This window comes from Oceanobacillus sp. E9 (assembly GCF_001741975.1).
Classification (GTDB): Bacteria; Bacillota; Bacilli; order Bacillales; family Amphibacillaceae; genus Oceanobacillus; species Oceanobacillus kimchii.
In genome coordinates this window covers 58241-81903 of record NZ_LSNA01000007.1, presented here as the reverse complement: position 1 = coordinate 81903, position 23663 = coordinate 58241, and the positions used below count along the sequence as shown (strand labels likewise).

Genomic DNA, 23663 nt, shown 5'->3' with positions numbered 1-23663 from the left:
CAGCTCCTAGTGACTAGTGTAACTTCCTTCTCCTCCGTACGATAAGTCAACATCGATTCACATACGTTCATCGTGTTTTCTTTATCTCCTTCGGTTCAGTCCAGTTCATACGTCACTGTACAGTCGCTTCAGCTTTCTACTTTTTGATGTCGTTGTTACTCTTATTTAGTTTTCAAGGTACAAAAATGGAGCCTAGCGGGATCGAACCGCTGACCTCCTGCGTGCAAGGCAGGCGCTCTCCCAGCTGAGCTAAGGCCCCATATATCTATTATGTTAGATGGTGGGCCTGAGTGGACTCGAACCACCGACCTCACGCTTATCAGGCGTGCGCTCTAACCAGCTGAGCTACAGGCCCATCTCATATACAATGTTTAAAGAGAATTACTCTCTCAAAACTGAACCAAACAACCAAGTACGATTCCGTTAATACAGTCTAGTTCCGGCGCCTATCGACTAGCAGATTTCGATTTCCATCCTACGATAAGTCAACATCGAATTACATTCGTGTTTCCTTTATCTCGTCTGGAGATCTCCAATCTGTACATCGATAAGCAAGGCGCCTGCACTTCCTATATATATCCTTAGAAAGGAGGTGATCCAGCCGCACCTTCCGATACGGCTACCTTGTTACGACTTCACCCCAATCATTAGTCCCACCTTCGGCGGCTGGCTCCAAAAGGTTACCTCACCGACTTCGGGTGTTACCAACTCTCGTGGTGTGACGGGCGGTGTGTACAAGGCCCGGGAACGTATTCACCGCGGCATGCTGATCCGCGATTACTAGCGATTCCGGCTTCATGTAGGCGAGTTGCAGCCTACAATCCGAACTGAGAATGGTTTTGTGGGATTTGCTTGACCTCGCGGGTTCGCTTCCCTTTGTTCCATCCATTGTAGCACGTGTGTAGCCCAGGTCATAAGGGGCATGATGATTTGACGTCGTCCCCACCTTCCTCCGGTTTGTCACCGGCAGTCACCTTAGAGTGCCCAACTGAATGCTGGCAACTAAGATCAAGGGTTGCGCTCGTTGCGGGACTTAACCCAACATCTCACGACACGAGCTGACGACAACCATGCACCACCTGTCACTCTGTCCCCGAAGGGAAAACTCTATCTCTAGAGTGTTCAGAGGATGTCAAGACCTGGTAAGGTTCTTCGCGTTGCTTCGAATTAAACCACATGCTCCACCGCTTGTGCGGGCCCCCGTCAATTCTTTTGAGTTTCAGCCTTGCGGCCGTACTCCCCAGGCGGAGTGCTTAATGCGTTAACTTCAGCACTAAGGGGCGGAAACCCCCTAACACCTAGCACTCATCGTTTACGGCGTGGACTACCAGGGTATCTAATCCTGTTCGCTCCCCACGCTTTCGCTCCTCAGCGTCAGTTACAGACCAGAGAGTCGCCTTCGCCACTGGTGTTCCTCCACATCTCTACGCATTTCACCGCTACACGTGGAATTCCACTCTCCTCTTCTGCACTCAAGTTCCCCAGTTTCCAATGCACGTTTACGGTTGAGCCGTAAGATTTCACATCAGACTTAAAGAACCGCCTGCGAGCGCTTTACGCCCAATAATTCCGGACAACGCTTGCCACCTACGTATTACCGCGGCTGCTGGCACGTAGTTAGCCGTGGCTTTCTGGTTAGGTACCGTCAAGGTGCCATCAGTTACTATGGCACTTGTTCTTCCCTAACAACAGAGTTTTACGATCCGAAAACCTTCATCACTCACGCGGCGTTGCTCCGTCAGACTTTCGTCCATTGCGGAAGATTCCCTACTGCTGCCTCCCGTAGGAGTCTGGGCCGTGTCTCAGTCCCAGTGTGGCCGATCACCCTCTCAGGTCGGCTACGCATCGTCGCCTTGGTAAGCCATTACCTTACCAACTAGCTAATGCGCCGCAGGCCCATCTGTAAGTGACAGCAAAAGCCGCCTTTCAACTTCTCATCAGGAGATGAAAAGTGTTATCCGGTATTAGCTCGCGTTTCCACGAGTTATCCCAGTCTTACAGGCAGGTTGCCTACGTGTTACTCACCCGTCCGCCGCTCATTCCATTATCGTCACCTCTAAAAGAGGATCAGATAACTTCCTGCGCTCGACTTGCATGTATTAGGCACGCCGCCAGCGTTCGTCCTGAGCCAAGTTGTTTTGTTCAGTTTTCAAAGAGCAATTTCTGTGTCGCTCTCAAAAAGCGACTTTATTAATTTACCACGCATAAAAAGATGTGTCAACAACTTTTTTCGAGGAATTTCGCAAGGTTTATAGTTAATCTTGTCCTCAATTGGTGGATAACCATTGTAGCATCTATACTTAAAGAAGTCAACCCTGTTTATTTAAAATGTATCACTTAAATAAGCGAACTTTTATACTTTACTATAAATATTATTTTTTTACAAGCTTTTTTAAAAAAAACTATTAAAAACGTTAAATACTACAGTTTTTGCTATTGAGGTAGAAATATAAATATGTTTTCTAAAACTCGAATTTGTTCTAAATATAAAAAGATCCCAATTCTGTTTGGGATCTTTTTATATTAGAACAACACTCATTTGTAAAAACAAACGTTTCTAAAGTTATTTAGAAATTGTTTCACCTTTCCATTCTAGCATTCCACCGCTCATATTTTTCACATTAAAGCCTTGCTCTTGTAAAAATTCAGAAGCGTTATAACTTCTTCTTCCAGAGCGACAAATCATTATATATTCTTTATCTTTACTTAAATTCCCATATTCTTGTGTAATATCACCCAGTTTAATATGCTTAGCATTTTCAATGATTCCTTGCGCAACTTCATCATCTTCACGCACATCAACTAGTACTACATTATTTTCATTTTTTATCTTTTCTACTTCTTCCGGAGAAATTTCTTTAATTTCAGCCATGTTAATCCCATCCTTCTTAAAGTCAAGATTTTCTAATTTTAATATTACTTGGTTTAAGAATAGGATGCAATATCTTTGATTAAAATAAGCCTACTTAATAATTAATAAAAGGCGGTGACCACATGCTGTACTTTTTTTCACTTCTATTAACTCTTTCTATGATAAGTCCTGTAGTTGAACAGCCGACAGATCCGATTTCTATTCATTCATATCATGAAGATGTAACCGGTGATGGTCAGAGCGATACAATTGATTTAAAAGGCGAACTATTTGCTCCTGATGGCCAATATTATCAGCATATATGGGCTGATATTACCGATGTAAATAATCATTCTTGGACAATCCCTTATGGCGGAGGTTATGAACCTTCTTTACAATTCGTTGATTTAAACCATGATAACCAAAATGATATTTTTTATCAGAGTGCTACAGGTGGTAGTGGTGGTTTATATACAAGTAAACTCCATACAATCGAAAATAATCAGTTGATAGAAATTCCATTACCAAACAATCAGTCAATAGAAGGAAAGTTTATTGATAATTTCAAGGCATCAATATCTTTACTTCCTGGAGAAGATCCAATTATTATTGATTTATCTGATCGCAAAAAAGAATATATCCGACTCAATATTTATGATGACAAAGGAAATTTATTAGAACCTACTTCATTAATGATAGACCCAGTTGCTATGTTTGAACCTGTAGATCTCAGTGAAAGAAATGGATATGGTTTAAAAAGTTATCAACAAATTAGTGGAGCTTATCATGCAGATGGAATCGGTGTTGTAGAATCACTATGGTATTACGAAAAAGGAAAATGGAAATTATTAAAAACCACATGGAAATCAGATAACGCAACGGAAGAAATACCAGAGGAAAATAAAAATGAATAATCATTAAGAAAAGAAGCATTGGCCAATTACATGCCAATGCTTCTTTTCTTAATTTGCTACTACATTTACAAGCTTTCCTGGCACAACGATAACTTTACGAATAGTTTTTCCTTCTAACCATTTTTGCATGCTTTCGTCATCTAGTGCTGCTTTCTCAAGAGCGTCCTTGCTAATATCAACAGGAACGTGAATCTTAGATCGAACTTTACCCATAATTTGTAGAACAACTTCCACTTCATCTTCCACTAACTTTGATTCATCATATGCTGGCCATGTAGCCTTACTAATCGATTCAGAATGCCCAAGTTTTTGCCAGATTTCTTCACTTAAATGAGGTGCAACTGGCGATAACAATTTAACAAAGCCTTCCGCATAATTTTTAGGGATTTTATTCGCTTTATAGCACTCATTTATAAATACCATCATTTGCGAAATACCTGTGTTGAAATGCATATTCTCAAAGTCATCTGTCACTTTTTTCACAGTCTCATGATAAATCTTATCTAATTCCGTTGATTCATCATCAATAATTTTATCTGTAAGGGCACCATCATCACCTACATACAATCTCCATACACGATCTAAAAATCTACGTGATCCATCTAATCCATTTGTGGACCAAGCAACCGAAGCATCTAGTGGTCCCATAAACATCTCATATAGACGTAGTGTGTCTGCACCATGAGAATCGATTATATCATCAGGATTTACTACATTTCCTTTTGATTTACTCATTTTCTCGTTGCCTTCACCAAGAATCATTCCTTGATTATATAGCTTCTGGAACGGTTCTTTTGTGGAAACAACACCAATGTCAAATAAGAATTTATGCCAGAAACGAGCATACAGCAGATGGAGTACCGCATGTTCTGCTCCCCCAACATAAATATCAATAGGAAGCCATTCCTCTAATGCTTTTGGATCTGCCAATTGCTCTGTATTATTTGGATCAATGTAGCGTAAGAAATACCAGCAGCTCCCTGCCCATTGTGGCATTGTATTTGTTTCACGGCGACCTTTCATACCAGTCTCCGGGTCAACTACATTCACCCAATCAATATTATTTGCTAATGGCGATTCTCCCGTTCCTGAAGGTTTAATCTCAGAAACCTGAGGAAGTGTCAGTGGCAATTCCTCATCCGGAACTGCCGTCATTGTACCGTCTTCCCAATGAATAATCGGAATCGGTTCCCCCCAATAACGTTGACGAGCAAACAACCAGTCACGTAGACGATAAGTTATTTTCTTCTCGCCACTACCTTCAGTTTCAAGCCAATTAATCATTTTTGTAATTGCTTCTTCTTTGCCCAAGCCATTTAAGAAATCAGAATTAACATGTTCACCATCACCAGTATAAGCTTCTTCATCTACATTACCACCAGTAACTACTTCTTTAATAGGTAAAGCAAATGTATTTGCAAATTCATAATCGCGTTCATCATGTGCAGGAACAGCCATAATTGCACCCGTCCCATAACTCATTAATACATAATCCGCCACCCAGATTGGCATTTCTTCTCCATTTACCGGATTAATTGCATAAGCACCGGTAAATACACCTGTCTTATCTTTAGCTAAGTCTGTTCTTTCCAAATCTGATTTGGTCTGTATTTCATCTAAATAGTTGTGAACTGCTTCTTTTTGATCTGTCGTTGTAATTTCTTTTACTAATGGATGTTCCGGTGCGACAACAGCATATGTTGCTCCAAATAATGTATCAGGACGAGTAGTAAATACAGTAAACGTACCTTCATTTCCTTTAATAGAGAAAGTAACTTCTGCACCTTCTGAACGTCCAATCCAATTTCGTTGCATTTCTTTTAGACTATCTGGCCAATCTAATTCATCCAAATCTTCTAGTAAACGATCTGCGTATGCAGTAATTTTTAGCATCCATTGTTTCATTGGCTTACGGATTACAGGGTGCCCGCCTCGTTCACTCTTGCCATCAATCACTTCTTCATTTGCAAGAACAGTACCAAGGGCTGGACACCAATTCACCGCTACTTCATCCATATAGGCTAGATCGTTTTCATATAATTTTTTAAAGATCCATTGCGTCCATTTATAGTAATTTGGATCAGTTGTATTTATTTCTCTATCCCAGTCGTAAGAGAAACCTAATTCTTTTATCTGACGTTTAAACGTATTGATATTTTGATTTGTAAATTCTGCAGGACTATTACCAGTGTCAATTGCATATTGCTCGGCCGGGAGACCAAATGCATCCCAACCCATTGGGTGCATTACTTCATATCCTTGCATACGTTTCATACGGGCTAAAATATCTGTAGCGGTGTATCCCTCCGGATGTCCTACATGTAATCCTTGCCCTGATGGATAAGGAAACATATCTAATGCATAAAACTTTTCCTTATTGGAGAACGTATCAGTTTTAAATGTTTTATTATCTTCCCAATAATTTTGCCATTTCTTTTCTATTTGACGATGTTGAAAACTCATGTGAACCCTTCCTTTCATAGTTAAACTGTGTACACTATAATCGTAAGTAAACTAAAAAAAGCTACTCATCCCTCATAAATAGGGACGAGAAGCTTTTATTTCCCGCGGTACCACCCAAATTAGTGTCTTATTGGACACTCACTTGACATCGATAACGTTGATGAAACGGCAATAGTTACTTAAGTTCACTACTGCAACATCCAAGGTGAGTTCGTATGATTATCATCAACAGTTTTCACCAACCACTGTCTCTCTTTTCCGATGAGTTACACACTACTAGTCCTTATCATAGTCGTTAATTGATTTAATGGAATTATAATTAAAATAATTTACAATGTCAAGAAACGATCGAAATATAATCATAGTATATACATTTTTCTCAAATTGGAAACCTACTTTTATTTATTTATCAATATTAGGCATGCTAAAATATAAGTATTATCAAAGTAAATGGAGGATAATCTTCTTATGTTAAAAGGGATATTACATTTCGCCCATTATTTATTAGAGGAATCGATCGACGAAGGTGAAGTTGTTATCGATGCCACATGTGGTAATGGTAATGACACGTTATTTTTGAGTCGAGTAGTTGGAAAAAGCGGTCATGTTTATGCATTTGATATTCAACAGCAAGCAATTCAGAATACAAAACAAGAATTGGAGAAATATCATAGAGAGAATGTTACTTTAATACACGGTAGTCACTCGCTAATTGATGATAATGTACAGCAAGATGTTATCGGAGGAGCCATTTTTAATTTGGGGTACTTGCCACGTAGTGACAAATCAATTATAACAAAACCCGATTCAACGATAGAAGCTATACAAAAAATATTAGAAAAGCTGAAGAAGGATGGACTCATTGTAATTGTTGTATATTATGGTCATGATGGTGGTGCTAATGAGAAAGAGGCAGTTTTAAAACATGTGGCTAATTTAGATCAAAAATTATATAACGTCTTACAATATGGATTTGTGAACCAAAAAAACAATCCTCCTTTTATTTTAGCTATACAAAAAAGGTGAGATATCACTTTTTCTTAAGGCAGCTGATGATCTCCTCAGGTTCATAAACTGGAGTCCCAGCTTGCCCTTTTTACTATAGAGGTTCTAACCAAACTTATAATAATTATTATGTTTAATCTCTTTATCTTCTAACTTGTCGTCCCATAAAATAGTAATATAAACAGCAGGTTCATAAAATGACCAACGGTTAGAATTATAAAAAGAAACAAACCAGAAATTAGAACTTTTTTTAGTTGGTTTTTAATTTGTAATACGATACGTAACAATATATAAAATGAAATCAACATAAAGGGTATCGAAAATAAATATCCAAATACAGTTACCCAACTAAATAAAGGATTTTCTGCCACTTTAATAATCGTTTCGCTTTGCTCTATAAACGCTAAGCGCTGATTATATCCTATAATAAAAATGATAGATAATATGCTGTAGTAAGCAAATGAAACTATCTTTAACCATTTCGCTTCATCATTTGTTAATATATATAAACCTATAAAAAATAATATGCCAATAATCAATTGGATCATCATCCAATACCGCTCCACTTCTATATCTTGAATTTCAACTTTTTTATTGTATCATAAAATAAAATTCAAGAAAGAGGAATTTTTCACTACCAAGTCGTTTTTACTTCCTCTAATTCTTCTAAAGTGATGGCTGAACGTTGCATTGAAGGTGGACAAACCGTATTATATTCTTTAATGCGCTTATTAATTTTTTTTAATTCCTTTTCATTACTGACGTTATGAAGTTGTATGGCAATATCTTTTTGAAGCTTTAACCAATAAGGAAGATAACCAGCATCCTTTGCGATCTTCTGGAAGTTCTGAAATAAATTACGTTTCACATAATCCTTCGGCAAAGGTTTCCCCATTCCCTTTAAATCTTTTCTATCCATTTCACCAGAATCCTTTAAAATATCGCCTATCAAGTCATTATATTTTCTATCCATCTCTTAACTCCTTTTTTCGAATTGGCCAATCGAACCATTCACCATGGGGATGAGTATCAATTTTAAGTTCTTCATTCCTGCTACCATTGATATAACTCTCTACATGCAACTGCCCATCCCAAATATTATTATAAATATGAAAAACATCTCGTCTTTTCCCAATTTTAGAAACACTCTCTAATAAAGTGTGACGTTGTTCAATAGTAAGTTGATTCGCAACATGTGTATGAAAGATACAAAGTAAAGATTCAGTATCACATTCTATCGCAAGTTCTTCTAGACAACTCAAGGCATCCGCTTCTATTAACCTTATTGACTCATCCGACTTATTAAATTGAGCAATAGCTTTATCCAACACTTCTATTCTATGCAGATTCTCTGGCCAAACTAATGATTTTAACCATCTTACATCATCTTCTTCTAATAGATTCAATACATGTAAATCAATACCTACCCTATCCTTGATTGGCAATTCTTTCGATAAAAAAGATGGGATATCTCCTTCTCTTACAAGTGATCTTAGTGTCAATTCAGAATTAATATTTCCAACTTTGTTTTTACTATTATTATATGCATATGCATACTGATCACATAATAGTTGCAATCCAGCACTTGTACCAATTTCAATTAAAGACAATCGGGTGCCTATTTTTTCATAAATATAATGCAATACAGGAAATAAATAAGCGCATCTGTTCACTTCATTTGTTTGTACGTAATTTGTAGTTAGCCGTTGGATGACATCTTGTTTATTATTTATTACAAAATCCTTAAAATAAGGGTAAGAATCATGAGGAACTTTCACCTCTTTTGTAAATTCTGGGTAATAGTTTTTTAGTGGATGATTATTTTGTATATAAAGTAAATCTTTAACTGAAGCAAATAATAAATTCGCTACAGGCTGACCCTCGGGGATAACTGAACAGATATCGATCATTTCAGTATCTTCGGCAATTTGTAAAGATAAAATTGAATAAAGTGGGCTTTTATCTTTTACTTCAATTTCACCAAAATGCTTGAATCTATCCTCTAAATTCATTATTCCATACCTCCAATGTGTAAGTTCGATACATTTATATATTCGTCAATAATTCTTTAACACCTCTATTTAACTTTTTTCGTTACATTTTAAATTTGATATACTTTAAAATATTGCTAGTACACAGGAGGTTTTATTGTGATTGAACAGTATAATAATATCTACCCAACGATTCATCCCACAGCATTCATTGCAAAAGATGCTGTAGTTAATGGAGATGTAATGATTGAAGAAAATGTAAGTATTTGGTTCCATACAGTAATACGTGGTGATGTATCAAAAACAACCATTGGAAAGCGTACGAATATTCAAGACCTCTGCATGCTTCATCAGAGTCCAGGGCAACCACTTGTCATTGAAGATGATGTAACAGTAGGACATCAAGTAACACTTCACTCTGCAATTGTTAGAAAAAAAGCTTTAATCGGAATGGGATCAATCGTACTAGATGGAGCAGAAATTGGCGAGAATGCTTTTTTAGGTGCTGGTAGTCTTGTTCCTCCGGGTAAGAAAATTCCTGCCCATACCCTTGCAATGGGAAGACCTGCTAAGTTTGTACGTGAATTGACAGAAGATGATTATAAAGAGATGGCACGTGTCAGAAACTCTTACGTAGAGAAAGGTCAATACTATAAAAAAAATACAAATATGGGGAAATAATAGGCTTTATTCACTAACGAAATAACTGACACTCTTAAGGATACACTCAAAAAACCAAATATCCTTAAGGAGTGTCGCCTATTTTAATCATTCATGATATCTTTTCTCTTATTTTCTCTTCTATTGTAATTCCTGTTTACTCGCAAAGTATTTTAATTTCTTTAAAGCACGGTAAGATAACGACTTTGTGGTACCATATGGAATGTCTAATTGTTCTGAAATTTCCTTGAAACTGAAAGCGTAATAAAATCGGAGCATAATAATGGTTCTTTCTTTTTCATTTAGACGATCTAATAATTGCTCCACTGTTACCTTTAAGGGAATATCCAAATCATAATAAGCTTTAGTAGACACTTTTTCTGGTTCCATCATGATCATTTTTTTATTTTTCCTGATCGTATCAAGTGCACAATTTATGGTTATTTTCGTTATCCAAGTATTGAAATATTTTGGGTTTCTTAACTCTGGTAATTTTTCATACGTTCGATAGGCAGTCTCTTGGATTACATCATATGTATCATTAGAGTTCTTAACATATGTATTTGCAATCCGGTATAAATTTTTCTCACAACTATGAAATAAAGTCATAAATGATTCTTGGTTACCTTTCTGTGCTTCTTCTACAAGTTCAATGATACTACCACCTGCTTTGCAATATATAATATAATATTTGTCATAATATCATATTAAGCAGTTATGAATTTTCATAAATCAGTAAACTTACCAGAAGAATTTAACATAATTTCATATTTTTCAGATAAACATATGAAAATTTTCCTCTATATTAAGACAATATTATAAAATTCTATTAAAAATTGACGTTTAGTTGAAAATTAATTATTTATGACAAATGAACGTCACAATGTTACTCGGTTTGATTGCTAATAAAAAAACTACCATCCTACAAAGAGATGATAGTTTTTTAAATCAATAAATCAATTAATTATTTATTTAGTTAATGCAATAAGCTCTTCCGTTTTATCTGTTTTTTCCCATGGGAATAAAATATCTTTTCGACCAAAGTGACCATATGCTGCAGTATTTTTAAAGATAGGTTTTCTTAAATCGAGCATTCGGATAATTCCCGCTGGACGGAGATCAAACAATTCTCGAACAGCTTCTACTAAACGATCTTCACTAACTTTCCCAGTTCCAAATGTATTAACTGCAATGGATACTGGTTGTGCCACACCTATAGCATAAGCTAACTGAACTTCACAAGATTTAGCAAGTCCTGCGGCAACAATATTCTTAGCAACATAGCGCGCAGCATATGCTGCCGAGCGGTCTACTTTTGTAGCATCTTTACCACTAAAAGCACCCCCACCATGTCTAGCGTAACCACCGTATGTGTCTACAATAATTTTTCTTCCGGTTAGCCCTACATCACCTTGTGGACCTCCAATTACAAATCGACCAGTTGGATTAATAAAGTATTTTGTTTTATCATCTAACAATTCATTAGGAACAACTGCTTGAATTACTTTTTCAATCATATCTCTTTCAATTTGTTCATTTTGAATCTCTGAATGATGTTGTGTAGATATAACGATAGTATCAATACGTACAGGTTTGTCATTCTCATCATATTCAACGGTTACTTGTGTCTTACCATCTGGACGAAGGTAATCCACAATCCCTTCTTTTCTTACATCCGCTAATCTTTTAGATAATTGATGTGCTAATGAGATTGGTAATGGCATTAATTCTTCAGTTTCATCACAAGCATATCCAAACATAAGTCCTTGGTCACCAGCACCAATAGCATCAATTTCTTCTTCACTCATTTTACCTTGTCGAGCTTCAAGTGCCTGATTTACTCCCCCTGCAATATCTGCAGACTGTTCATCAATAGCAGTTAATACCGCACAAGTTTCAAAATCAAAGCCATATTTAGCACGTGTATACCCAATATTTTTTACTGTTTCACGAACAAGTGCAGGTATATCTACATAAGTAGAAGTGGAAATTTCTCCTGATACAAGAACAAGTCCTGTAGTTACTGTTGTTTCACATGCAACCCTTGCATTCGGATCTTTTTTTAAAATTTCATCTAAGATAGCATCTGATATTTGGTCAGACATTTTATCTGGATGTCCCTCAGTTACTGACTCTGAAGTAAATAAACGTCGATTTGCAGCCATAAGGCTAAACTCTCCTTTAATATGTTGTTACGGATCTCTTTATAACTTCTATCCTATTCAAAGTGCCAATAAAAGCACCTCGTCCTTTCAAAAACGTGGTACCAAAAAATATATATTGAAAACAAAAAAACCTTCCCTTCAAAACATGAGGAAAGGAAGAATTATGGCCTTTCGCTCTTATTGTTCAAGGAATTATTATCCTTGCATCAGGTTAGCACCTTTTCACCGTAGTGATGGTTGCTGGGCTTCATCGGGGCTGTCCCTCCACCAACTCTGAATAAGAGTATCCGTTCAAGGTTAAGATTAACGAAAGGTGAGTTATCTGTCAACTAATATAGACCCTGTCACATCGAAAAAAATAATGCATAAAATAAATCTCAATAATAGTATGGACTATTAATTTTAATGTGTTATACTAATAATCAGATTTAGGTATATAAAGACCGTTATGAGTTACAAATTAAAACTACTATCACTAACAATAAGGAGATTATACCATGAAAACCGTTGATAAGTCTTATATGAAAGAACTTCAAACAAACCATATCCACCATAATTTATCGGTAGCACAACTTGTTGAAAAAATTCTTTATAGACAAGAAGGAGTACTTACATCTACAGGAGCAATTCGTGCCACTACAGGAACATACACTGGTCGATCTCCGGAAGATAAGTTTATAGTGAAAGATAAGGTTTCTGATCTACATGTCAATTGGGGTAAAGTAAATAAACCAATTCAAGAAGAAGTGTTTAATCAATTATTATCAAAAGTAATCAATTATTTAAATGAAAAACAAGAAATATTTAAATTTCAAGGGTTTGCTGGATCTGATCACACTTATCGGCTTCCTATTCAGGTTATCAATGAATATGCCTGGCACAATTTATTTTCTAGACAGTTATTCATTACTCCAACAGAAGAGGAATTATCCAAACACCAAGCAGAATTTACAGTTATTTCAGCTCCCGGATTTAAGGCCGACCCAGCTATTGATGGAACAAATTCAGAAACATTTATATTAATTTCTTTTAAAAAACGAATTGTACTTATTGGGGGCACCGAATATGCTGGAGAGATTAAAAAGTCAATCTTTTCTGTGATGAATTATTTATTACCACAGCAAGATGTGCTTTCTATGCATTGTTCTGCTAATGTTGGTCAAGAAGGAGACGTTGCATTATTTTTTGGTTTGTCCGGTACTGGTAAAACAACATTGTCTGCAGACCCTTACCGTAAACTAATTGGTGATGACGAACATGGTTGGAGTCCTAATGGCGTATTCAATATTGAGGGCGGATGTTATGCAAAATGTATCAATCTCTCGCAAGAAAAGGAGCCACAAATTTATAATGCGATCCGATACGGTTCGGTCTTAGAGAACGTAATTTTAGATGATAATAGTAGAGAACCTGATTACGATGATACATCATTAACGGAAAACACACGTGCTGCTTATCCGTTAGAGAATATTGATAACATTATTAACCCTAGTGTTGCAGGACATCCAAATACAATTATTTTCTTAACTGCCGATGCATCTGGCACGTTACCTCCAATTAGTAAGCTAACGAAAGAACAAGCGATGTACCATTTTCTAAGCGGATACACAAGCAAGTTAGCAGGAACAGAACGCGGGGTCACAGAACCAACAGCAACTTTCTCTGCTTGTTTCGGCTCTCCATTCTTACCATTAGCTCCATCTAAATATGCAGAAATGCTTGGTAAGAAAATAGATATGTTTGATACAAACGTATTTTTGATTAATACCGGATGGACTGGAGGATCATATGGAGTAGGTGACCGGATAAAACTTTCTTTCACCAGAGCAATGGTCCACTCTGCTTTAGAAGGAGAATTAAATTCAATAGAAACAATTACCGATGAAATTTTCGGGTTACAGATTCCTGCCCATGTCCCTGGAGTTCCTGATGAATTGTTAGTACCTAAACAGACATGGGGTAACAAGGAAGCATACGTGAAAGAAGCACAATCGCTAGCATTAAAATTTCATGAAAACTTCAAGAAATTCACACTAGCTAGTGACACAATCAAGCAAGCTGGTCCTTTCTATAAAGGATAAGCTAAAAGTGTTTACTCATCCCATTTAAGGATTTATATAATGAGTGAAATATTTGTTCGATACATGCGAACAAACCAGTCTCCACATGAGGCTGGTTTTTTTGATTCGTTTATCTCCGAAGGCTCTGTCCAGTCGGTGTCGCTTATCGGTGAGAAATGCTTTTGACACGGCTAGCATTTCTCACCAGCGACTTCGCAACTTCCCTCCCCTTCCTTCGATAACTCATCATCCTCTATTCTTTCTGTGATTCGTTTATCTTCGAAGGCTCTGTCCAGTTCGGTGTCGCTTATCGGTGAGAAATGCTTTTGACACATATTTATATTTGGGCGCATACACTATTTTGATAAATTTTTTCACATTAGTTGAAGGGAACGGTGGGAATGCGTAAGAAGGGTTTTATAGTTAGTTTTATCGCTGTTCTAATCCTCTTGTCCGCTTGTAATCAAGAAACAACCACAAAAATAAAATTAGCAGAAGTAACAAGATCTATATTCTATGCTCCACAATACGTAGCTTTAGAAAAAGGTTTTTTTGAAGAAGAAGGTTTAGAGGTAGATCTACAAACCACTTGGGGTGGAGATACAACAATGACTGCATTGTTGTCGGATGGGGCTGATATTGCTTTAGTTGGTTCCGAAACATCAATGTATGTATACGCACAAGATTCAAAGGATTATGCAATAAACTTTGCTCAACTTACACAAACAGATGGAACGTTTCTTGTTGCAAAAGAAGCAGATGAAGATTTCTCTTGGGAAGATATAAAGGATAGTACATTTCTTGGCCAACGTGTCGGCGGAATGCCGCAAATGGTAGGAGAATATGTATTAAAAGAGAATGGAATTGATCCCCATGGAGATTTAAACTTAGAACAAAATATTGACTTTGCAAATATTGCTGGAGCATTTGCATCTGGAGATTATGATTATGTACAGTTATTTGAACCTACTGCTAGCGTATTTGAAGCAGAAGGTCAGGGGCACATAGTTGCTTCATTCGGCGAAGAATCTGGAGTTGTACCGTATACCGTATTTATGACCAAACAAAGTTTTATGGAGGAAGAAGATGATGCGATTGAAGCATTTACTAGAGCAATTTATAAGGCACAACAATGGGTAGATGAACATAGCGCTGAAGAAATAGCAGATGTAGTCGCTCCGTATTTTGAAGAAACCGATATTGAAATGTTAGCTTCATCAATCGATCGCTATAAATCACAAGGTTCTTTTGCCACAGATCCAATTCTTGATGAAAAAGAGTGGAATAATTTACAAGAAATTATGGAAAAATCTGGTGAACTACCAGAAAATATTCCGTATGAAGATCTTGTGAATACAGATTATGCAGAGCGTGTCATGTCAGAATAAAGAGGAGGAACTATCTTGTCATTTCTGACACTTGAGCATGTAACCCATTATTATTTTTCAAAAGAATCGTATGTAAAGGCATTAGATAATATCTCTTTTACTATGAAAGAAGGAGAATTTGTATCGTTATTAGGTCCTAGTGGTTGTGGAAAATCAACACTGTTATCCATTATTGCAGGCATTATACCTCAGACACAAGGCCAGGTACGCTTGCAGCAAGAAGAATTAATAAAACAAAACCAAGCGATTGGTTATATGCTTCAACAAGATTATCTTTTTCCTTGGAAAACTATAATTGAAAATGTACTAATCGGACCAAAGATTCACAATAATATAACAGATGAAATAAAACAATATGCAAACACATTACTAAGTGAAGTAGGACTTAAGGATATTGAATCAAAGTACCCTTCTGAATTATCTGGTGGAATGAGGCAACGTGTAGCTTTGGTTCGGACCTTGATTAATGATCCAAAAATCTTATTATTAGATGAACCTTTCTCAGCTTTAGATTATCAAACCAAATTAAAACTAGAAGATCTTGTTTCCAACTTGCTAAAAACCTATAAGAAAACTGCAGTACTCGTTACACATGATATTGGAGAAGCAATCGCAATGAGTGACAGAATCATCTTATTAGATTCCCATCCTGGTTCCATCGCTAAAATATATGATGTTCCATTAGAACTTAGGGATGAAACTCCTTTTAACGTAAGAAAACATCCAAAATACCAATTACTTTTCGATAAAGTTTGGGAGCAACTAGAACAAAAAGATGATTCTTCAACAATAAGGGATGATAATCATGAATGATAAACAACTGTTTTTTAATTACCAACGAGGCTTAAAACGGGAAAGTAAAATCGTATTGACTTGGCAACTATCCATTCTCATTATTTTTATTAGTTTATGGGAAGTTTCAAGCCGATTGTACTGGATAGATCCTTTATTATTTAGTTCCCCTAGTAGAGTTTTTCAATTAATTATTCAACGATTCGCTAATGGTTCACTATTATCTCATATTCAAGTTACCCTGTTAGAAACAATCTTAGGATTTCTAATTGGAACCATAGGAGGAATAGTAATCGCAACCTTATTATGGGCTTCTAGACGCTTTGCAAGAATAATGGATCCTTATCTTGTTATCATGAATGCAATGCCAAAGGTTGCGTTAGGCCCAATTCTCATTGTTGCATTAGGTCCTGGTTACCTTTCCATTATTGCCATGGGATTCATTATTTCCGTTATCGTTACAACACTAGTAGTGTATTCTGCTTTTAATGAGGTCGATCCGAATTATCAAAAAGTAATGCTTAGTTTTGGAGCAACCAGGTGGCAATGCTTTAAAGAAGCTATTTTTCCTTCTGCATTACCCGCAATTATCTCAACGCTTAAAGTAAATGTTGGATTGTCTTGGGTAGGTGTGATTGTAGGGGAATACCTTGTTTCAAAACAAGGGTTAGGTTACCTCATCATCTATGGTTTCCAAGTGTTTGATTTTACTCTAGTGATGTCTAGCTTAGTAATTATCGCTATACTTGCGACGATTATGTATAAATTTGTAGAAAAAATTGAACAGTTACTCATACGAAATAGAAGCGTGTAAGCCATTATGACTTACACGCTTCTATTTATAAAAAGATTGATTTTATCCGCCTCATACAAGTATGAAGTACATCGTCTTTCATAATAAAACTATATCCCTTTCGTTTACGTACATTCTTTGGTATTACTGATAATAAAACTGGACCTTTCGTTTCATAATAAGTCTCCTGTTCAGTTAGCTTATGAATAATAGCAAAATATACATTTTTTATCACTGTATCATTTCTTCCATCCACTTTATATTGGCCAATATAATGTAGTGTTCCTACAGAACCGCCAGTTTCTTCCATAACTTCTCGAACCGCCGCTTGTTCTGCTGTTTCTCCAGGCTCTACCTTTCCACCAGGAAATTCAATCCCTCGTTCCTTATGTGCGGTTAGTAACCACTTATCTTTATAACGACAGATAACCCATACGTGCTTTGGCTCTCTCGAAAATGGATGATCCAAAAATGATAATTGTACTGTATTATTATAGAAATCCTTAAATCTATTCAAATCTTCCACTACTTTCTTTGATTGAAAATTACTGATATGTTACCTTAGAAATTTTCCAATCATGTTGAAACGTGAAATCCACTACCAATGTATATTCTCCCACCATTTCATTATAATTTCGTTGAGTTAATTGGATAGTATTTTCATCTTTTTTAATCATATCATAATCGTTTTCCTCTTGAAACCAAGATGGTGCATCCATGGGAATAATGTACATACCGTCTTGCTTTTCTTCAAAGTAATACGATACAAATTCTGAAGCCAATGTTTCTGTGGTATATTGTTCAAATGCGTGAATAAGTTCATCTTTCGTTTGATAAGCTTGTACTTTATAATTGCTGTCGACTTCTTGTATTAACGTATCCATAAAACCATTCATTTTTTCTGTTATAGTAGAATGATCGAATATTGATGATTCTTTCTCTAATTGAACAGAATTACTATTACTATGATTTTCAGCATTAACTACTTCTTCATGATTAAATGCGGAGAGTATAATTATACCTAAAAATGCAACTACACTAATTGGTAATATATAATACGTTTTTTTGTTCATTTTTTAAATACTCCTCCCATAAGTTAAGTATAAGCACTTAGTAGTCTATACCTTTCTTTCAGATAAGTTAAACCTACAGATTGTTTTTACTGTAGCCCAACTATACGTGGACTACAGTAAAATTTTTTTCTACAAAGTTTTTTGCACATTATAAATGTTTATCTGATAATATTCCCATAGATTGAATATGATTCTTGGTTTTTTCATCACCTAGATCGTATAAAATTTGAAAAGTTTCTGTCATTGTATCGTCGTATATATCATTTGCTTCATCGTTGTGATATGGCATAAAGGGAATATGCGCTCGTTTAAAAGAATCAAAACTTGATTCATGCATATCTTCAAACTTCGATCGTAGTAATGTAATCTCATCTTCTGTTGCATAAATAACAAAATCATCATTATTTTGATAACGAACTTGAGATATTTCACCTTCACCCACACTTATAAAGTATTTTTGTTTATCCAACTCTAACACCTCCTAGTATATAATCTGTGTCTTTTTTGTTTATTCATCCAAATAAAAAAGAGTATCTTACTTATTTAAAGTAAATACTCTCTCACCACTATATATTTCCTAACATTGTCTGGAACTTATTTTCCTAATCTATGGCGCACAAGCTTATTGGTAGCATTTCTAGGAAGTTCATTAATTACATGAATTTCTTTCGGATGTTTATACTTTGCTAAATACTTCTCTAGATGTGTATTAATCACTTTCATATCTATGGGTTTACTACATACAATAAATGCAGCAGGAACCATTCCCCATTCTTCATTCGGAATACCCTTAACCCCTGCTTCTTCAATTCCGTCAATTTGTACTAACACATTTTCTATTTCAGAAGGATAGATATTTTCTCCACCAGAAATAATTAAATCATTTCGCCGATCAACCACATATAAATAACCTTGTTCATCCAAATATCCCATATCTCCAGTGTGCAGCCAATTATTTTCAAATACTTCCTTATTCGTCTCTGTTCGTTTATAGTATCCCTTTGTAACCATTGGACCTTTTACCATAATTTCTCCAATTTGATTTGGTTCGTTTTTATTGTGATCAATTTTAAGCTGAGCGGGAAAAAGTGGTTTGCCCGAAGAACCAATCTTATTTAATGCCTCTTCGGGAGTCAATGTAACGATTTGTGACGATGTTTCTGTCATACCATAGGACTGAAAAACTGGTATGTTTCTTTTCTTTGCTTCTTCTAATAATGACTTAGGAGCTGGACCACCGCCTAGAAGCATACAACGAAAACAATTCGGATAATGATTGTTTCCGAGTCGCTTAACTAAGTGTTGCACCATTACAGTAACAACGGACACAATCGTAACATTGCGATTCATTATGGCATCATGAACCTTTTCTACATCGAACTTTTCTAGTACATAGATTGGCATTCCATAAATCACACTCTTTAACATGGTGGACAAACCACTTACATGAAATAGAGGCAAGGGTATTAACCATTTATCATTCTCATGCAGTCCTAAATTTAGTACAGAACTAGTTGCACTCCACCAATGATTGCCATAAGTTTGCTGAACAGCTTTGGGGAATCCAGTAGTACCAGATGTATACATCATTGTAAATATATCATCTAAACAAATTTCTTCGTTTAAGGTTATACCAATTTGTTTTTCCGATACAGATTCTAAATCTCTATAATTAATTTGTTGAATTGCAAATTCTTTTGACTTGAAAGAACCGGAACTAATAATCATCTTAGCATCAGAATCAAGTAGCTGTTGATTTAGTTCGTTCAATGTCAGCTTAGTATTTAACAAAACGACTACTGTACCCAAGTAACTACATGCATAAACAGCTTGAATCATTTCGACACTATTCGTAGAAAGAATAGCAATGTGATCACCTTTTTGTAAGCCAAGTTTTGCTAACTTTTTCGCATAGGATTGACTTCGATGAAATAATTCAAGGTACGTAATAGAACTCCCATCCTCAAACTCAATCGCCTTTTTATTTGGGGATAGATCTGCTCGTTTTGTTAACCAATGTGGAGTTGTTTCACTCATAACATTCTCTCCAATCTTGTACACTATACGATAAAGAAACCTTTGCTCACAAGGAACAAAGGTTCTTCTAGATACTATTACCTCTTAAGGGAAACGAGGGAATTGTTTAAAGTTAGGTTTTCTTTTTTCTTTAAACGCATCGCGCCCCTCTTTAGCTTCATCCGTTGTATAATACAATAATGTAGCGTCTCCTCCTAGTTGCTGCAGTCCAGCTAGGCCATCTGTATCCGCATTAAATGAAGCTTTTAAGAAACGTAAGGCTGTTGGAGATTTTTCTAGAATTTCCTCACACCATTGGATAGTTTCTTCCTCAAGTTTTTCTAGTGGAACAACCGTATTTACAAGCCCCATTTCATAAGCTTCTTCAGCATTATATTGACGACATAAGTACCAGATTTCACGTGCGCGTTTATGACCAACTAGACGTGCTAAATAACCTGCTCCATATCCCGCATCGAAACTACCCACTTTTGGACCAGTTTGACCAAAAATAGCATTGTCTGCAGCAATTGTTAAGTCACAAACTACATGTAGTACATGCCCTCCGCCAATAGCGTAACCAGATACCATTGCAATTACAGGTTTTGGTATAGTACGAATTAGTCTTTGTAAATCTAAAACATTCAATCGCGGAATCTCGTCCGTACCAACATAACCTCCATGTCCACGTACAGATTGATCTCCACCTGAACAGAAAGCTTTTTCACCTTCACCAGCTAATACAATAACACCGATAGTAGAATCATCACGCGCATCAATAAATGCATCAATCATCTCTTTTACCGTTAATGGTGTAAATGCATTTCGTTTTTCAGGACGATTAATGGTTACTTTTGCAATACCATTATATTTTTCATAAATTATTTCTTCATAGCTATTTACTTTTTGCCATTCTACAGACATATATATGCTCCTTTCAAGCAACAAAATTATGTAGCAATTGGGTTTCTATTTAGAAACTCTTCTACTATTTTACCAAAGATTTGTGGATTTTCCACATGAACTGCATGACCAACATTTTTACATACTGTTAACTCCGCATTTGGAAGTTTTTCTCTCATTTTATTATTAATTTTTACAAATTTAGAATCTTTTTCTCCTACTACTAACAATACCTTCATAATCATTTGTTCTAAATCGTTCCAAAATGAAGGTTGTGCTCCTGTCCCCATAGAATGAAGTGAATGTACTAACCCTTCTGGTTGATGAGAAAGACGTTCATTTCTAATTTGTTGCTGCTTTTCTTCAGAAAGTTCCTTTTGTGATAAAAATAAGGGAATATCTTGCCAATAATTAACAAATTCTTCTATACCATTTTGTAATATATAGTTTGCCAAATTCTTATCATTTTGCTGTCGCTGACTTTGCTCTAATTCAGAGGATAAACCAGGGGAAGCACTTTCTAAAATTAATGATTGTATCATATCAGGAAATTCATTAGCAAAATGAATTGCGGTACGTCCTCCCATAGAATAGCCGACTAAGTGGAATTTCATTATATTCATTTTATTTAGCTGTTTTCTAAGTTGCTTACAACATGCCTTCATCGAGGTCAGAGAATATCCCTTCGAACGACCATGCCCTGGAAGATCAAATAAAATTAATTGATAGTCGCTTAAAAAAGTCTTTAATGATCCCCAAGTATGACGTGTTCCTGTAAACCCATGTAACATCACAATCGGTTCACCATCTCCAACTATTTCATAGTACAATTCATTATCTTCCAAACTCATCTAACCATCCTTTAAAATAGCTTTCTTAATCGATTGCCATTTTGCTTGGTGCCATAGAACATTTTGTTCGCGATCTGTTTTTACCTCAATAATTGATAGACCATCAAGTCGATAACTTTCATATAAAGCTACTTTTAATTCTTCCTCTGTGTTCACATGATTGTAATTTGCATCATACAGTCTCGCCACCTGTTCAAAGGACAAGTTCATTGGAGTACCAAACAAAGCTTCAAAATGTCGCTTATCCTTCGCTTGAGGCAAGAAGGAAAATATCCCACCACCATTATTATTGATTAACACAATTGTAATTGGTAATGTATAATGTTTTGCAGCAAATAACCCATTCATATCGTGAAATAAAGATAAGTCACCAAGTAATAATGTTACCCTTTCATTATCTGCAGAAGCTCCTACTCCACTTGAAACCATACCATCAATACCGTTAGCGCCACGATTCGCTAATATATTTATTGATTTAGGTGAAGTCATATAAAACGTATCTACATCTCGAATTGCCATGCTATTCCCAACATACAAAGTGCTTCCATCTGGGATTACTTCAGCTAAACCTCGAACAGCCTCTCCTTCAGTTATTTGCTCTTCGATACCTTCTAAAAGATAATGCTTAGCAATTTGATTCATCTCTTGCCAAGTCTTTAGCCATTCAATAGATACATCTTGATTCTCAGTCATTTGATTAAGTTGTTCACAAAATATAGTTGGTTCTGCAAATAAAAATGTTCCTTGATTAGACGAATGATCTCGTATTCCCTCCGAAGGCTCGATTACGTACTGCGGTATATCCACATTTTCCATAACATAAAATAAATACGCTTTAGAAACTGGCATAGCTCCAAACCGGATAATATAATCGGGCTTTAGTTTATCTCTAATTTCCGGTTCTCTTAAGAACGCATCGTACCCATCAATTACATTGTCCTTATGATGCTTTCCCGTTCTTATCTGTGATAAAGGGTCAGCAACTACAGGAATCCCCCACTTCCCAGCTAATGAAGTGACTGCATCCGCAAACTTAGCATCTGTCTGTGGTCCACATACAAACAATCCTTTTTTGTTTGGACCGAGCTCCTCTAGTAACCTTTGCAATTGCTTTGTAGTTAATTGTTTTGTTCCCTCTTGCATAATATTTTGTCTAGTATAGCTGTTTGTACTCCAAATAGAATCCAAAGAAAAATTAGGTGTTAGCGGTTCGCGTAATGGGAAGTTTAAATGGACAACTCCAGGATTCCCTTCCTCTGCAACGTGTTTCGCATGAGATGCTTTATTACGAACATAATGCAACATCCTATCTGTTGCTTCCGGCAAAGCCATTTCATGAAACCATTTTGTATAGTCACCATACATTTTAATTTGTTCAATTGTTTGAGGAGCTCCGATATGTCTCAGCTCATGCGGACGATCAGCAGTTAATACAAGAAGTGGTACACGACTATAATGCGCTTCCACAATTGCAGGATAATAGTTTGCTGCTGCTGTTCCTGAAGTACATACTACTACCACTGCACGATTTGATTTCTTCGCTAATCCTAAAGCGAAAAAAGCAGCAGAACGCTCATCGACGATAATCCACTCTTTTATGGATGGATGCTCTGTAAATACAAGAGCAAGTGGTGTAGAACGAGATCCAGGAGAAATCACCACATCCGTCACACCACTTTTTGCTAATTCATCTACAAAATTCGCGACATAGCGCGTTAACTTTTCTGTATAATCCATC

General features: G+C 36.1%; 21 protein-coding genes, 2 tRNA genes, 1 rRNA gene, 1 riboswitch and 1 other annotated feature. Of the genes, 7 read left to right on the top strand and 17 right to left on the bottom strand.

From position 1 onward, the window contains the following. Positions 1-186: 186 nt before the first annotated feature. From AQ616_RS09975 to AQ616_RS09960, 4 genes are all read right to left on the bottom strand, one after another. A tRNA-Ala gene (locus tag AQ616_RS09975) sits at positions 187-259 on the bottom strand. Between the two features lie 19 nt (positions 260-278). After that, positions 279-355: transfer RNA gene (locus tag AQ616_RS09970), tRNA-Ile, on the bottom strand. 230 nt (positions 356-585) lie between these two features. After that, a 16S ribosomal RNA gene (locus AQ616_RS09965) occupies positions 586-2152 on the bottom strand. Positions 2153-2563: 411 nt separating this feature from the next. After that, entirely contained in the window at positions 2564-2872 is a 309-nt protein-coding gene (locus AQ616_RS09960) for a rhodanese-like domain-containing protein (RefSeq protein WP_017797419.1), read from the bottom strand. 122 nt (positions 2873-2994) lie between these two features. Between AQ616_RS09960 and AQ616_RS09955 the strand changes: the two genes are divergently transcribed. Next, positions 2995-3765: a hypothetical protein gene (locus AQ616_RS09955; RefSeq protein WP_017797420.1), complete on the top strand. Its 771-nt coding sequence runs from the start codon at positions 2995-2997 to the stop codon at positions 3763-3765. 48 nt (positions 3766-3813) lie between these two features. Here AQ616_RS09955 and leuS read toward each other — a convergent pair whose 3' ends face one another. Then, positions 3814-6228, bottom strand: coding sequence for a leucine--tRNA ligase (leuS, locus tag AQ616_RS09950; protein ID WP_069685705.1), 2415 nt, complete (start codon positions 6226-6228; stop codon positions 3814-3816). A gap of 77 nt (positions 6229-6305) precedes the next feature. Further along, positions 6306-6527, bottom strand: a binding site (T-box leader). A gap of 169 nt (positions 6528-6696) precedes the next feature. Between leuS and mnmM the strand changes: the two genes are divergently transcribed. Further along, positions 6697-7254, top strand: coding sequence for a tRNA 5-(aminomethyl)-2-thiouridylate-methyltransferase MnmM (gene mnmM, locus AQ616_RS09945; RefSeq protein WP_069685704.1), 558 nt, complete (start codon positions 6697-6699; stop codon positions 7252-7254). A 128-nt stretch (positions 7255-7382) separates the two neighbouring features. Here the strand turns inward: mnmM and AQ616_RS09940 are convergent, their stop codons facing one another. The 3 genes from AQ616_RS09940 to AQ616_RS09930 all read right to left on the bottom strand — a co-directional run bounded on the left by AQ616_RS09940 (position 7383) and on the right by AQ616_RS09930 (position 9245). Then, positions 7383-7784: a hypothetical protein gene (locus AQ616_RS09940; RefSeq protein WP_017797423.1), complete on the bottom strand. Its 402-nt coding sequence runs from the start codon at positions 7782-7784 to the stop codon at positions 7383-7385. 83 nt (positions 7785-7867) lie between these two features. After that, positions 7868-8206 carry a DnaJ family domain-containing protein gene (locus AQ616_RS09935; protein ID WP_017797424.1) on the bottom strand — a complete coding sequence of 113 codons (339 nt, stop codon included), beginning with the start codon at positions 8204-8206 and terminating at the stop codon, positions 7868-7870. Next, the gene (locus AQ616_RS09930) at positions 8199-9245 is read right to left on the bottom strand and encodes a DUF2332 domain-containing protein (RefSeq protein WP_069685703.1); all 1047 of its coding nucleotides are present in this window, start codon (positions 9243-9245) and stop codon (positions 8199-8201) included. Before AQ616_RS09930 ends, AQ616_RS09935 begins: the two co-directional genes overlap by 8 nt. Before the next feature lie 138 nt (positions 9246-9383). On the opposite strand from AQ616_RS09930, the gene AQ616_RS09925 reads away from it, so the two are divergent. Continuing rightward, entirely contained in the window at positions 9384-9905 is a 522-nt protein-coding gene (locus AQ616_RS09925; RefSeq protein WP_017797426.1) for a gamma carbonic anhydrase, read from the top strand. A gap of 120 nt (positions 9906-10025) precedes the next feature. On the opposite strand, the gene AQ616_RS09920 is transcribed toward AQ616_RS09925, so the two are convergent. Next, entirely contained in the window at positions 10026-10493 is a 468-nt protein-coding gene (locus tag AQ616_RS09920; protein WP_069685702.1) for a sigma-70 family RNA polymerase sigma factor, read from the bottom strand. Between the two features lie 359 nt (positions 10494-10852). Next, complete coding sequence (gene metK, locus AQ616_RS09915) at positions 10853-12049, bottom strand: methionine adenosyltransferase (protein WP_017797428.1); 1197 nt, start codon at positions 12047-12049, stop codon at positions 10853-10855. 174 nt (positions 12050-12223) lie between these two features. Further along, positions 12224-12333, bottom strand: a riboswitch (SAM riboswitch). A gap of 213 nt (positions 12334-12546) precedes the next feature. On the opposite strand from metK, the gene pckA reads away from it, so the two are divergent. From pckA to AQ616_RS09895, 4 genes are all read left to right on the top strand, one after another. After that, positions 12547-14130 (top strand): phosphoenolpyruvate carboxykinase (ATP), encoded by a 1584-nt coding sequence (pckA, locus tag AQ616_RS09910; RefSeq protein WP_017797429.1) that lies wholly within the window; start codon positions 12547-12549, stop codon positions 14128-14130. A gap of 380 nt (positions 14131-14510) precedes the next feature. After that, positions 14511-15497 carry an ABC transporter substrate-binding protein gene (locus tag AQ616_RS09905; RefSeq protein ID WP_069685701.1) on the top strand — a complete coding sequence of 329 codons (987 nt, stop codon included), beginning with the start codon at positions 14511-14513 and terminating at the stop codon, positions 15495-15497. 15 nt (positions 15498-15512) lie between these two features. After that, a complete protein-coding gene (locus tag AQ616_RS09900) occupies positions 15513-16310 on the top strand; it encodes an ABC transporter ATP-binding protein (protein WP_069685700.1) in 798 nt (265 codons plus the stop codon). Then, entirely contained in the window at positions 16303-17103 is an 801-nt protein-coding gene (locus tag AQ616_RS09895) for an ABC transporter permease (protein ID WP_017797433.1), read from the top strand. Before AQ616_RS09900 ends, AQ616_RS09895 begins: the two co-directional genes overlap by 8 nt. Before the next feature lie 25 nt (positions 17104-17128). Here the strand turns inward: AQ616_RS09895 and ytkD are convergent, their stop codons facing one another. The 7 genes from ytkD to menD all read right to left on the bottom strand — a co-directional run bounded on the left by ytkD (position 17129) and on the right by menD (position 23662). After that, positions 17129-17599: an RNA deprotection pyrophosphohydrolase gene (gene ytkD, locus AQ616_RS09890; protein ID WP_017797434.1), complete on the bottom strand. Its 471-nt coding sequence runs from the start codon at positions 17597-17599 to the stop codon at positions 17129-17131. A 28-nt stretch (positions 17600-17627) separates the two neighbouring features. Beyond that, a complete protein-coding gene (locus AQ616_RS09885) occupies positions 17628-18155 on the bottom strand; it encodes a hypothetical protein (protein ID WP_017797435.1) in 528 nt (175 codons plus the stop codon). Positions 18156-18303: 148 nt separating this feature from the next. Then, a complete protein-coding gene (locus AQ616_RS09880) occupies positions 18304-18624 on the bottom strand; it encodes a hypothetical protein (RefSeq protein WP_017797436.1) in 321 nt (106 codons plus the stop codon). A gap of 125 nt (positions 18625-18749) precedes the next feature. Then, on the bottom strand, positions 18750-20192 hold the full coding sequence (locus AQ616_RS09875) for an o-succinylbenzoate--CoA ligase (protein ID WP_017797437.1): 1443 nt from the start codon (positions 20190-20192) through the stop codon (positions 18750-18752). An 84-nt stretch (positions 20193-20276) separates the two neighbouring features. After that, positions 20277-21095 carry a 1,4-dihydroxy-2-naphthoyl-CoA synthase gene (menB, locus tag AQ616_RS09870; RefSeq protein WP_017797438.1) on the bottom strand — a complete coding sequence of 273 codons (819 nt, stop codon included), beginning with the start codon at positions 21093-21095 and terminating at the stop codon, positions 20277-20279. 26 nt (positions 21096-21121) lie between these two features. Continuing rightward, positions 21122-21925 carry a 2-succinyl-6-hydroxy-2,4-cyclohexadiene-1-carboxylate synthase gene (gene menH, locus AQ616_RS09865; RefSeq protein WP_069685699.1) on the bottom strand — a complete coding sequence of 268 codons (804 nt, stop codon included), beginning with the start codon at positions 21923-21925 and terminating at the stop codon, positions 21122-21124. Beyond that, positions 21926-23662, bottom strand: coding sequence for a 2-succinyl-5-enolpyruvyl-6-hydroxy-3-cyclohexene-1-carboxylic-acid synthase (menD, locus tag AQ616_RS09860; protein ID WP_069685698.1), 1737 nt, complete (start codon positions 23660-23662; stop codon positions 21926-21928). Between the last annotated feature and the right edge of the window lies 1 nt (position 23663).